Here is a 12,206-nt window from a genome sequence, read left to right on the forward strand (position 1 = left end):
ACGCCGCAGCCATCGCAAAGGGCACGCGGCTAGTCGGTGCGCGACAACCGAGTTTCGGTGGTTATGGGTCCCGGCCTTCGCCGGGACGACGATGTGGATTGCTCTCTACGCTGTCACTAGACCCGTCATCCTGAGGAGCCGCGAAGCGGCGTCTCGAAGGATCGACGGCCACCAGCCGGGCCGTACATCCTTCGAGGCTCACCCAGCGGCGCAATTGCGCCGCAAGGCTCGCACCTCAGGATGACGGTACAGGCTTGCTACGCAAACTTCACTGACACCTTTCCGATCGCGCCGAAATCGGCCGCGAACGCGTCGCCCGCCGCGATCGGCAGCGGGGGATGGCAGGTGCCTGTGGTGACGATTTCGCCTGCGCGCAATGTGATGCCGAGCGCGCGCAATTCGTTGGCGCACCAGGTCAGCGCTATCAGGGGATCGCCGAGCACGTTCTTGCCGTGGCCGACATAGCGCTTGCCGCGCAGCGTGATGGTCGGGCGTTCCTCGACCAGGTCGATCGCGCGCCAGTCGGCCGATGTTGCAGGTCCGAGCACGAACAGATGGGCGCAGGCATTGTCGGCGATCAGCTGCGCCTCGCCGGCGGAGGCGAAATCGGTGAAGCGCGAATCCGGAATCTCGATCGCGGGATGCAGCGTGCCGGCCGCCTCCAGCACTTCGCTTACGCTGTAGGGCGTTGTGCGCGGTGCGAGATCACGCGCCATGCGGAAGGCGAATTCCGGTTCGCCGACGCGCATCTCGATGCCCTTCATCGACGCGGTGCCGCCATCTGCGATCACTGTTTCGGCGAGGATGCGCCCTGCCAGCGGCCCGGCGACGTTGATGTGCTTCTGGCCGGCCTCGCTGGTCGCCGCGATCTTCCAGCCGAACAGTTTTTCGCGCGACGTCTTCCCGAGCTCGGCCTGCACCGCGTAACCCTCGGCGCGATCGCGCGGCCGGATCGTGCCATCGAGTGCGCCGAGTTTTGTCCCCGCGTGCCAGTGATCGTTCAGGACCCTTGCGGCCGCCGCGATCTGGTTGCTGTCGAGCATTGTTGAATTCCCAACTGCCTTGTCACTGTTGGAGCTGAAACTACTGGTTTGGCCTCGTCATTGCGAGGAGCGATAGCGACGAAGCAATCCATTGTTCAGTATATGCGGTCCGATGGATTGCTTCGCTTCGCTCGCAATGACGGGGATGGAGAGGTCCGCAGATTTGCTGATCTACCCGATGATGATCCGGGTCTGCGGAGCCATCCGCCGCAACAGCCGCAGCATCGACGCCTTCGTCATCGACACGCAGCCCGCGGTCGGTCCGAAATTCGGCCGCGCCAGATGCAGGAACACGGCGCTGCCGCGGCCGGCGATGCGCGGCGCGGCGTTGTGGTCGATCTCGACAATGAAGTCGTAGAGATGATCCTCGCGGGTCAGGCGGTCGCCGGCCTGCTCGCGGTCGAGCCGGATCGGCTGGTTGTAATGGCGGTTGCTGGGGTCCTCGCACCAGGCGTCCTCGCGGCGGATCGGCCGGGTCGGCAGCAAGGTCACCGGACGCCGGTGCCGGTCGGCGCGCCACCACAGTTGCCGCGGATGGAAGATGCCGCGCGGCGTGCCGCCGTCGCCCTCGCGCTTGTTGGCGAGGATTCCGCCGCGTCCGAGCGCCACCGGAACGGTCCAGCCATCGGCCGTCAGCCAGCCCCGGCGCGGATTGCCGGCGGCGGGGCGGACTTCGATGGCGGAGAGCGGGCGATCACGTTTAGCTGTCATATAAGTGATTGAAATAGCTGATCTTCCCTCAAGAATCGTTCCAAACTGAACTTGCCTAGGATGTTCGGATCATTCTATCACCCGGCATTACAGGACATTCACGCCCTGCCCCGCCGGATTTGAGGTAGACTGCCGTTGCCTTGTGAATCGGTAACAATCGCCTACCTGAGCACATATCTAGCCGATGTTACGGTCTTAAGCGCCCTCCGCCTCTGACCGCCCCGCCCCCGAAGGATTGTACCTATGGCCAATGCCCGCAAGATCTTGATCGTGGATGACGATACCGATCTGCGCGATACGCTGGTCGAGCAGCTGTCCCTGCACGAGGAATTCGAAGCCTCCGCAGTCGACACCGGCGCCAAGGGCGCCACTGCCGCCAAAGCCAATTCTCCCGATCTGGTCCTGATGGATGTCGGCCTGCCCGACACCGACGGCCGCGAGGTGGTCCGCAGTTTGCGCAAGGGTGGCTTCAAGGCCCCGATCATCATGCTGACCGGCCACGACACCGATTCCGACACGATCCTCGGTCTGGAGAGCGGCGCCAACGACTATGTGGCCAAGCCGTTCCGCTTCGCGGTGCTGCTGGCCCGGATCCGGGCGCAACTGCGCCAGCACGAGGCAAGCGAGGACGCGGTGTTCTCGGTCGGCCCCTACTCATTCCGGCCCGGCTCGAAGATGCTCACCGGCGCCAATGCCCGCAAGGTGCGGCTGACCGAGAAGGAAACCGCGATCCTGCGCTTCCTCTACCGCGCCGGCCAGATGCCGGTGTCGCGCGAGACCCTGCTCCAGGAAGTCTGGGGCTACAATTCCGGTGTCACCACCCACACGTTGGAAACCCACATCTACCGCCTCCGCCAGAAGATCGAGAAGGACGCCGCCAACCCGGAAATCCTGGTCACGGAAGCCGGTGGCTACAAGTTGGTGCCGTGATACGCTTCGCGCTCAACGATTCGTGAAATCGAGGCGCACCGCGGTTACCGGACCTGAATGTCGATCGATGATGACGTAGCCCTGCTCGAGCGGGTCCCGACGATGCGTCTGTTGGGCGAGAGCTCCTTGCGCATGCTGGCGATCGGCTCCGAGCAACGCGACTTCAACGCAGGCGAGGTGCTGTTCAAGGTCGGCGACGCCGCGGACGCCGGCTATGTCGTGCAGCGCGGCAGCTTCCGGGTCGAGGAAGGCGGCGCCGAGATCATCGCCGGCCCCGGCGCGCTGATCGGCGAGCTCGCATTGATCGTCGCGATGAAACGGCCGTCGACCGCGACCGCATTGGAGCGCGGCTCGGTGATCCGCGTCGCCCGCAGCCTGTTCCAGCGCGTGCTGGAAAGCGATCCCGCCGCAGCCCGCCGGCTGCGCGACGAACTCGCGCTGCGCACCAGCCAGCTCGCCAGCGATATTCTGATGGCGGGCGGGAAGTTGAGCACGTAGCTGCTGTTAGCGACAGCTCGATGATCCGTCACCCTGAGGAGCGCGCTCTTGCGCGCGTCTCGAAGGGTCGACGGCCACCAGCCGGGCCGTGCATCCTTCGAGACGCGCGTTCCGCGCTCCTCAGGATGACGGAAATAAGGGCCCTAAACCTCCATCACCGCCGTGACCGGCACGTGGTCCGACGGCCGCTCCCAACTGCGGGCGTCGCGGGTGATCTTGAAGTCGCTGACGTGATCCTTCAGCGCGCGCGAGACCCAGATGTGATCGAGCCTGCGGCCGCGGTCGCCGACGGTCCAGTCCGCGGCGCGATAGCTCCACCAGGTGTAGACCTTTTCCGACATCGGGATCCGCTCGCGTGCGATGTCGAACCATTCGCCATGCGCCTGCGCTGCGAGCAGCTTCTCGGTCTCGACCGGCGTGTGCGAGACCACCTTCAGGAGCTGCTTGTGCGACCACACGTCGTTTTCATGCGGCGCGACGTTGAGGTCGCCGACCAGGATGTGGCGATCGTCGCCGCGCGGATGCAGCGGCTCGCAGCTCTTCATCTCGTCGAGGAATTGCAGCTTGTGCTCGAACTTCGGATTGAGCGCGGGATCGGGAATGTCGCCGCCGGCCGGGACGTAGAAATTATGCAGCACCAGCGGCTTTGCAATCTGCGCCTTCTCGCCGAAGGAAACCGAGATGTGCCGCGAGTCGATCTTGTCGCAGAACGTCCGGATGTCGGTCGTCTCGAACGGCAAGCGCGAGACGATGGCAACGCCGTGATAGCCCTTCTGCCCGTTCAGCGCGACATGCTCATAGCCGAGCCGCTTGAAGCGCTTCAACGGAAACGCATCGTCGATGCACTTGGTTTCCTGCAGGCACAGCACATCCGGCCGCGCGCTCTTCAGGAATTTGGCGACGATATCGATGCGCAGGCGCACCGAATTGATGTTCCAGGTGGTGACGGAGAACCGCATGAGAGCTGCGTCTTAGCATGGTTCTCGTGGCGGAGTTCAATTGTCCACAGGGGGAGCTGCGTAGGATGGGTAGAGCGAAGCGAAACCCATCATCTTCCCACGCGGATCAAAGGTGATGGGTTTCGCTGCGCTCTACCTATCCTACGGCATCTCGATCAGCCCGGCGAGGAGCGGGATAGGTCGTGAAGTCGATCTTGAACAGCCCCGGATCGGGCTTCTGCGTGGCGTCGAGATTGTAGACCGCGACCGTGGTGTCGTAGCCCTGCGGGTCGGTGACGGTCCACTGCTTGAGCTTGCCGTCCTTGGCGCCGATCATCAGCAGGAAGCGGCTGGTGCCGACCAGCGCCTGCTTCTCCTCGATCGTGATGCTGACGAACACGTCGTCGGCGGTGACGCTGACGACGTTGGTGTCCTTCATCAGGTCGATGCGGTCCGACAGCAGATAGCGCAGCGGGGTCTGCGACAGCGGATAGATGTCCTGGGTGGCGAGCCTGCGGTCGCGCACCGCGACCGAGGAGCCGTCGGCGATCACCTCGATCGTGCTCGGATTGTCATATTCGAAGCGCAGCTTGCCGGGCTTCTGGATGTAGAAATCGCCCTTGGTCTTGGTGCCGTCGGGGCCGACCTGCACGAAATTCCCGACCAGGGTCTGCAGCGACGACAGATAGGCCGAGACCTTGGCGGCCTGCGCCTTCTGGTTGGCATCGAAGGTCTGGAAGATGCTGGCGGGCACGTTGCGGCGCGGATCGGGAATCACCGGGTCCGGCGGTGCCTGGGTGGCGCCCGTGGTGGTCGGGCCCTTGTCGGCATTGCTCTGCGCGCCGGCGTCCTTGGCCTTCGGTGCTGCCTTGGGTGCGGCGGGTTTCGGCGACGGCGCATTTTGCGCAGTCGCGCCGCCTGCGATCGCGGCGGTGACGAGAAGAGCCAGCGCAGTGCGCGCGCCGCGGTCAATGAGGTGTTTTGCCATCAGATATGTCAGGTCTCTGTTCGACGCTCGTCCCGCTTCGCCGGATTTTATCCCGCCTCTTCCGAGGGAGATATGGTTTTTCCGTGATGATCGCCCCCGATCAGAACTGGCCTTCTTCCTCCCCGACCAGGATTTCGCGCTTTCCGGCGTGATTCGCCGGTCCCACGATGCCCTCAAGTTCCATCCGCTCCATCAGCGAGGCGGCGCGGTTATAGCCGATCTGCAGCCGGCGCTGGATGTAGGAGGTCGACGCCTTGCGGTCGCGCTTGACGATCGCAACCGCCTGCGTGAACAGGTCGCCGCCGCCATCGCCGCCCATGCCGGTGGCATCGAACACGGCGCCGTCCTCGTCGGTCGGCTCTTCCGCGGTGACGGCCTCGAGGTATTCCGGCTGGCCTTGCGTCTTCAGGTGACGCACCACCTTCTCGACTTCTTCATCTGACGCGAACGGGCCGTGCACGCGGCTGATGCGGCCGCCGCCCGCCATGTAGAGCATGTCGCCCTGGCCGAGCAGCTGCTCGGCGCCCATTTCGCCGAGGATGGTGCGGCTGTCGATCTTCGACGTCACCTGGAAGGCGATGCGGGTCGGGAAGTTCGCCTTGATCGTGCCGGTGATAACGTCGACCGACGGGCGCTGTGTGGCGAGGATCACATGCAGGCCGGCGGCGCGCGCCATCTGCGCGAGGCGCTGCACCGCGCCTTCGATGTCCTTGCCGGCGACCATCATCAGGTCGGCCATCTCGTCGACAATGATCACGATGTAGGGCAGCGGCTCGAGGTCGAGCTTCTCTTCCTCGTAGATCGCCTTGCCGGTCTCCTTGTCGAAGCCGGTGTGCACGGTGCGCGTCAGCTCTTCGCCCTTGGCCTTGGCCTCGACAAGGCGCGCATTGTAACCGTCGATGTTGCGGACGCCGAGCTTGGCCATCCGCTTGTAGCGCTCTTCCATCTCGCGCACGGCCCATTTCAGCGCCACCACCGCCTTCTTCGGGTCGGTGACGACCGGCGTCAAGAGATGCGGGATGCCGTCATAGACGGAGAGTTCGAGCATCTTCGGGTCGACCATGATCAGGCGGCACTGATCCGGACGCAGCCGGTAGACCAGGCTCAGGATCATGGTGTTGATCGCGACCGATTTGCCGGAGCCGGTGGTGCCGGCGATCAGCATATGCGGCGTGCGCGCCAGATCGATGATGACGGGATCGCCGCCGATCGTCTTGCCGAGACACAGCGGCAGCTTTGCAACCGAATCGACGCTTTCCTTCGCGACCAGGAGTTCGCGCAGATAGACCTTCTCGCGATGCGCGTTCGGCAGCTCGATGCCGATCGCGTTGCGGCCGGCGACCACGGCGACGCGGGCCGACAGCGCGCTCATCGAGCGCGCGATGTCGTCGGACAGGCCGATCACGCGCGACGACTTGATGCCGGGCGCAGGCTCCAGCTCGTACAGCGTGACCACCGGGCCGGGATTGGCCTTGACGATCTCGCCGCGCACGCCGAAATCCTGCAGCACGCCTTCCAGCGCGCGCGAATTGTTTTCCAGCTCGGCCTTGCTCAGCGGCTGGCGATCGCTCGCCTTCGGCGCGCTGAGCACGGAGACCGACGGCAGTTCGAACTTGTCGGAATTCTTCTTCTTCGGCTTCGGCTCGGCCTTCTTGCGCGGGGCGCGGGCGGCGGGAGCTTCCTCTTCCTCGTCCTCCTCTTCCTCGTCGTCGAAAGCCTCGGCCTCGTCTTCGTCCTCGTCGTGATCGTGATGCGCGGGCGCGATCGAGGGCGCCGCGCGGCCGCCGCCGATATTGGGCTCCTGGCGCTCGAACGCGGCGCTCCGGCCCTGCGATCCGCTCGACACCAGCGATTTATAGGCTGTGGTGAACAGCCAGCCGAGCCGGGCTTTCGCACTCATCAGCGCGTGGAACAGCCAGCCCAGCGAGACCGAGCTGCGGTCCTCGTCGTCCTCGACGAACGGCTCGTCGTCATCAGAGATCGGCGTCAACTCCTCGTCCTGCTCCTTGGCGCCCCAACCGCAGGCGAACAGGAAGCACGCCGTCATCGCGACAAACAGGATCAGCCCGAGCACGACGCGGTAGATGAAGCCGGGCGGGCCGAACACCACGGCCGGCGCGCGCAGCAAGGCATCGCCGACCACGCCGCCGAGCCCGGTCGGCAGCGGCCACGACGTGTTGTGCGGCCAGCAGCTGGCGAAACCCGCCGCGATCACCGTGCACAGGATCCAGCAGCCGAGCCGCAACGCCTCGCGGTCGAACGGACGGTGCGTCAGCATCCGCCAGCCCCACACCGCGACCGGCAGCAGCAGCATGATCGCGCCGAGGCCGAGAATCTGCATCAATAGGTCGGCGCCGATCGCACCGGGATAGCCGAGCACGTTGCGGATCGCGCGCGAAGTGGCGTGGCTCAGCGACGGGTCCTGCACCGACCAGGTCATCAGCGCAGCAGTGATGCCGCCTGACAGCGCGATCAGGCCGAGCCCGGTCAGTTCGCGCAGCCGCCGCGCCAGCGCCTCGCGCAGCGAGAGCGGCAGATGGCCGACCAGGGGGATGACACGTTCGATCGCTGGCATACTCAATCTTCGCGCTTCGCGATTAACCCAGGGTTTCGACCAGGCGATGCATCGCCTCGGCCGTCGATTCACTGTCGGAGACCAGCGCAAGGCGGATATAGCCCGCGCCCGGATTGGAACCGTCGTTCTGCTCGCGCGCCAGATAGCTGCCGGGAATCACGCGAACGCCGGCATCGCGATAGAGCCTGACGGTTGTCGCCTCGTCGCCGCCGCGATCGGAGACATCGAGCCACACGCAGAAACCGCCGGCGGGCCGCTTGTAGCCGTAGCGGCTGCCGAGGATCTGGTCGGCGAGGTCGAACTTGATGCGATAGAGCCTGCGGTTCTCCTCGACATGCGCCTCGTCGCCATAGGCGGCGACCGCGACGTGCTGCAGCGGCACCGGCACCTGCGGCGCGGCGACATTGCGCAGCTCGAGGAATGCGGCCATGAACTTTCGATCGCCGGCGGCGAAGCCGACGCGCATGCCCGGCAGGTTCGAGCGCTTCGACAGCGATTGGAACGCGACCACATTGGTGAAGTCGGGTCCGGCGCATTCCAGCATGCTGCCCGGTGCTTCGCGGGTGTAGATCTCCGAGTAGCACTCGTCGCTCAGGATCATGAAGCCATGGCGATCGGCGAGCTGCTTCAGCCGCGTGAAATAGGCACGCGAGGCGACCGAGCCCTGCGGATTGGCGGGCGAGGCAAGGAAGAACGCCACGGTACGCGCCAGCGTCGCCTCGTCGATCGAATCAAGATCGGGCAGGAAGCCGTTGGCGAGCGTGGTCGGCAGATAGATCTGCTCGCAGCCGGCCGCGCGGGCGCGGCGCCATAGGCCGGATAGAACGGATTCGGCATCAGGATCGCCGGCCGGCCCTTGCGCGGCGAGACGTAGCGTGACGCCGTGATTGCGGCGAAGAACAGCCCCTCGCGGCTGCCGTTCAGCACCATCACCTCGCTCTCCGGATCGACCGGGCGCGGCAATTGGAACCGGCTCGACAGCCAGGTCGCGGCCGCGCGGCGGAACGGCTCGATGCCCTTGGCCATCGGGTAGCGGCCGAACTCGGCGGTGTGCTTCGAAAGCACTGGCCCGACGAAATCAGGCACCGGGTGCTGCGGCTCGCCGACCGACAGCGTAATCAAGGGCTTAGCCGGCTGGTACGGCGCCAGGAGCTCGGTGGTACGCACGAATGGGGAACGCTCGGCCTGGCCGGCGGATGCGACATCGCCGGCGCCCTGCGCCAAGCCGGATGAGGCGGTCATTGCCATGGTTGAAATGCCAGCACTTTCACTGCGGTCGGGGTTGAGGGGCGCCGACCGTAAACCGATCAAGTCACCATAGATAGGGCGAGGTTAAGACGCGATTAACCATCGGCGGCGGGCACGATCGGCCGGCCCGTGATATCAGCGCTCGCCGATCAAAACCGCATCGAAATTGCACCGAGATTGCGCCGAGATTGCTTTTGGACATGATCCATCGCCGCGCCGTCAGGGCGCTCATCATCACGGGCGCGCGCGAAGTCCTGCTGCTGCGGATTCGCCCGCCGCACGGGGATTGCTTCTGGATCGCGCCCGGCGGCGGCAGCGAGGGCGACGAGACGCGGGAAGCGACGTTGCGGCGGGAGCTCGCCGAGGAATTGGGGCTGGTCGATTTCGCGCATGAAGCCAACGGGCTACGGCACGAGATGCGCGACGTCTACCGCGCCGGCAGCTTCTCGAACGACGGCTTGCCTTCGGGCAGATGGTGGAAGGTCTGCTTGTCGCAGGCGTAGATCGTCATCTGCGGGGTGAACACACTGGGGTCGTCGAAGGTGCCGACCTTCAGGATCGCGGCGGGCAAGCTTGGTATCTTGGTCACGAGATGCGTGCCGCATTCCGGGCAGAACTCGCGGGTCACGGCGCGCTCGAGATCCTTGCGGGTGAACTGCTTCGGTTCGCTTGCGGTGTATTTGAAGCCTGCGGCCGGCATCGCCATGAACAGGTTCGGCCCGCCGCCGGTGATGTACTGGCATTCGCGGCACAGGCATTGCGCCGCCATCATTGGTTCGCCTTCGGCCTCATAGCGCACGTTGCCGCAATAGCACCTGCCTTGCACCTTCATGACGTCCTCCCGATTCATGCATTCTTCTTGGCGATCTTCATGTGAAGCGCCGTTCCGCATTTGGCGCGGACGGGCCGTAGTGTCGATGCCGCCGGTTATCCTGGCAAATGGTTTTTTGTGACGTCCGGATCACGAAAACACTGGTCGGCAGATGACGCGACGTCTGCCGGCCGCGTCATGGCCTCGCGCGCGTCTGCGCGCGCAACGCGCCGGGTGACTGATTGAACCATCGCCGGAACGCGCGGTGGAAGGTGCTGACATCCTTGAAGCCGAGATTGTCGCTGACACATGCCACCGGCTGCCCTTGCCGGATTTGCCGGTACGCAAGCTGTTTTCTCTCCGCGGTGAGTAATTCCGTGTAGCTGGTGCCCTCGCGCTTCAGGCGGCGATAGAGAGTGGGTCGGCTGACATGGAGCGATCTGCAGACATCTTCAATGTCCAGGCCGCGATCCAGGCTGGCGCGGATGCGCTGCCGGACCTTGCTGACCAGCACGCTTTCGATCTCGATGTTTTGCAGCGCCTGATGCGCACGCTCCTGCAGGATCGTCTTCAGATAGGGATTGGCCGTGCGGATCGGTCGATCCAGAACGTCCCGCGGCAGCAGCATGCAAGTGACGTCGCCGTCGAAACTCACAGCCCTGCCGAACACCGCGGCGAAGTGCCGATGATAGGGCGGACGCGGAAAGGCGAATGTACAGGCGGTTGGCGCCGCAGGAACGCCGGTCATCTCCTCCAACCACGTCACAAGCGCGCTCATGCTGCGCTCGACGGCCGGTCGGGGATAGTCCTTGTCCGGCGCGAACGAAATGGTCAGCCTGAGCGAGCCGCCGCTGATGCTGGACTCCAGCGCTCGGAGGGGTTCATGAGTGCGATGTGGTGCTGGAAAACCTGCAATGCTTCGCCCACATCGCCGCAATGGCACAGCAGGCTCGCGAGCACGCCGCGCGTCGATGGATTATAGGCCTGCCCGGCGAGGAGGCCGATCTGGGGCAGCGTTGGATTGTTGGCGGCGATCCGCCACAGCGCCAGCAGCAGCGCCTCGGGAAGGCGTTGCTCCTGCGGCGGCAAGGCATCGCTGCCGTGGTCGATCAAGGCCGCGCGGTCGAGGCCGGCTTCAGCCAGTTGGGCGTCCGTCGCAACGCCGCGGTCGCGCAGGAAATCGTGGAGATCGAGCACCGCCATGGCGGATACGGTCGTGCGTGGATGCATCACGGGGCAGCCCCTGATCGCCGGACGGCGAACGATACAACAAGATCGATGCGTCACAAACTGCCGCCGATCGCAACGTTGCAACCGATTGCCATGCGATTGATCCCCGGAGCCATGTTTCGCGCGCACCGTCCACCGTAGTGTTTGACGCATGGCAACAATGTAAGGGGCTCTCCAATGCTGGATGTCATGCAACCCGGCAGAATCACGGCGCTGTCGGATCTGCGCAAGCTGATCGCGGAGCCGCCGGCGATGATGCACAGGCGCTTGCAGCGGCAGATCGACGATTACTGCCTGACCGTGATCCGGAATGCGTCGGTCTGCGTGGTCGGGTTGGCCAAACAGGCGGGCGTTGTGTTCGTCAATCTCCGCGCCACGCCGGTGGTCACGGCCGAGGCGGAGCGGGTCGATCTGGTCTGGCCGGCGGGCGTCGATTTGCCGGCGAGCCTGGCTCGCGGCGAAACGTTGAACGGCAGCCTCTATTTCATCATGCCGGGCATCGGCTTCGCCCTGCGGGCCAACGGTCGTTGCTCGGCAGAGCAGGTCGAAGGCGGCGAGACACGGTTGGCGTTCCGCGCCGACGCGTTCTTCCTGCACTGCTCGCGCGCCAAGGTGCGCGCCAGGTTCTGGGAGCCTCGAGCAGACCAACTGCGATATGCTGACGGAGCCGGAGGCGGAACGCTGTCCGAGGACGCCCTGACGTTCATCTCACGCTCGCCCTATGTGCTGATCCTGACGCAGGATTCCGCCGGCAAGACGGAGCTTTCGCCGCGTGGCGATCCCGATGGTTTTGTGCTGGCGCTCGACCGGAGCACCCTGCTGATCCCCGAGCGGCCCGGCAACAAGGTCGCCTGCACGCTGACCAACATCCTGCTGCACGACGCGGTGACGGTCGTCTTCCTGATTCCCGGCTCGGCCGACGTGCTCGTGGTCAATGGCCGCTGCTGGCTGTGCACCGAGCAGCACATGCTGATGCCGACCGCGGTGCAGGGCAAAACGCCGAAGCTCGGCATGGTTCTGCAGGTCGACGAATTTCGCTTCCAGCACAGCCCCGCGTTGGTCGAGGCGGGGCTGTGGTCCAAGGAGACGCATCTTCGCGAGAGCGACATTCCCTCCTTCTCCAAGATGCTGGCCGAGCATATGAACGGCAGGGGACTGCTCGGCAAGGCGACGACGCTGGTCGTCGATGCGGTGGTCAAACACGATCTGAAGCACCTTTACTGAGGGCCGTCAC

At 65.0% G+C, this 12,206-nt stretch carries 11 protein-coding genes and 2 pseudogenes; 4 read left to right on the forward strand and 9 right to left on the reverse strand.

What is annotated here, in order from left to right; genetic code table 11:
* Positions 1 to 257: 257 nt before the first annotated feature.
* Positions 258 to 1,043 carry a 2-keto-4-pentenoate hydratase gene (locus AKN84_RS36075; protein WP_050425195.1) on the reverse strand — a complete coding sequence of 262 codons (786 nt, stop codon included), beginning with the start codon at positions 1,041 to 1,043 and terminating at the stop codon, positions 258 to 260.
* 171 nt (positions 1,044 to 1,214) lie between these two features.
* On the reverse strand, positions 1,215 to 1,754 hold the full coding sequence (locus AKN84_RS36080) for a L,D-transpeptidase family protein (protein ID WP_050425196.1): 540 nt from the start codon (positions 1,752 to 1,754) through the stop codon (positions 1,215 to 1,217).
* A gap of 243 nt (positions 1,755 to 1,997) precedes the next feature.
* Here AKN84_RS36080 and AKN84_RS36085 point away from each other — a divergent pair, with 243 nt between their 5' ends.
* Complete coding sequence (locus AKN84_RS36085; RefSeq protein WP_016841446.1) at positions 1,998 to 2,684, forward strand: response regulator transcription factor; 687 nt, start codon at positions 1,998 to 2,000, stop codon at positions 2,682 to 2,684.
* Between the two features lie 57 nt (positions 2,685 to 2,741).
* Entirely contained in the window at positions 2,742 to 3,182 is a 441-nt protein-coding gene (locus AKN84_RS36090) for a Crp/Fnr family transcriptional regulator (RefSeq protein ID WP_050425197.1), read from the forward strand.
* Between the two features lie 143 nt (positions 3,183 to 3,325).
* Here AKN84_RS36090 and AKN84_RS36095 read toward each other — a convergent pair whose 3' ends face one another.
* The 4 genes and pseudogenes from AKN84_RS36095 to AKN84_RS36110 form a co-directional block, all read right to left on the reverse strand.
* Positions 3,326 to 4,141 (reverse strand): exodeoxyribonuclease III, encoded by an 816-nt coding sequence (locus AKN84_RS36095; RefSeq protein WP_050425198.1) that lies wholly within the window; start codon positions 4,139 to 4,141, stop codon positions 3,326 to 3,328.
* A gap of 136 nt (positions 4,142 to 4,277) precedes the next feature.
* Positions 4,278 to 5,108 carry an outer membrane lipoprotein carrier protein LolA gene (locus AKN84_RS36100; protein WP_050425199.1) on the reverse strand — a complete coding sequence of 277 codons (831 nt, stop codon included), beginning with the start codon at positions 5,106 to 5,108 and terminating at the stop codon, positions 4,278 to 4,280.
* A 100-nt stretch (positions 5,109 to 5,208) separates the two neighbouring features.
* Positions 5,209 to 7,689, reverse strand: a complete 2,481-nt coding sequence (locus tag AKN84_RS36105) for a DNA translocase FtsK (RefSeq protein WP_050425200.1) — start codon at positions 7,687 to 7,689, stop codon at positions 5,209 to 5,211.
* 16 nt (positions 7,690 to 7,705) lie between these two features.
* Positions 7,706 to 8,931: pseudogene (locus AKN84_RS36110) on the reverse strand (aminotransferase class I/II-fold pyridoxal phosphate-dependent enzyme).
* 200 nt (positions 8,932 to 9,131) lie between these two features.
* On the opposite strand from AKN84_RS36110, the gene AKN84_RS49545 reads away from it, so the two are divergent.
* Positions 9,132 to 9,434: an NUDIX domain-containing protein gene (locus AKN84_RS49545; protein WP_050425201.1), complete on the forward strand. Its 303-nt coding sequence runs from the start codon at positions 9,132 to 9,134 to the stop codon at positions 9,432 to 9,434.
* Here AKN84_RS49545 and AKN84_RS36120 read toward each other — a convergent pair.
* The 3 genes and pseudogenes from AKN84_RS36120 to AKN84_RS51015 form a co-directional block, all read right to left on the reverse strand.
* Positions 9,359 to 9,763: a GFA family protein gene (locus tag AKN84_RS36120; protein WP_050425234.1), complete on the reverse strand. Its 405-nt coding sequence runs from the start codon at positions 9,761 to 9,763 to the stop codon at positions 9,359 to 9,361. The two genes, AKN84_RS49545 and AKN84_RS36120, sit on opposite strands and share 76 nt — an antisense overlap.
* 175 nt (positions 9,764 to 9,938) lie before the next feature.
* Positions 9,939 to 10,370, reverse strand: coding sequence for a helix-turn-helix transcriptional regulator (locus AKN84_RS49550; RefSeq protein WP_128971462.1), 432 nt, complete (start codon positions 10,368 to 10,370; stop codon positions 9,939 to 9,941).
* Between the two features lie 24 nt (positions 10,371 to 10,394).
* A pseudogene (locus AKN84_RS51015) lies at positions 10,395 to 11,125 on the reverse strand (AraC family transcriptional regulator ligand-binding domain-containing protein); the annotation flags it as partial.
* Positions 11,126 to 11,149: 24 nt separating this feature from the next.
* On the opposite strand from AKN84_RS51015, the gene AKN84_RS36135 reads away from it, so the two are divergent.
* Positions 11,150 to 12,196 carry a PNPOx family protein gene (locus tag AKN84_RS36135; RefSeq protein WP_050425204.1) on the forward strand — a complete coding sequence of 349 codons (1,047 nt, stop codon included), beginning with the start codon at positions 11,150 to 11,152 and terminating at the stop codon, positions 12,194 to 12,196.
* The last annotated feature ends 10 nt before the right edge of the window (positions 12,197 to 12,206 follow it).

The organism is Bradyrhizobium tropiciagri (assembly GCF_001189845.1).
GTDB lineage: Bacteria > Pseudomonadota > Alphaproteobacteria > Rhizobiales > Xanthobacteraceae > Bradyrhizobium > Bradyrhizobium tropiciagri.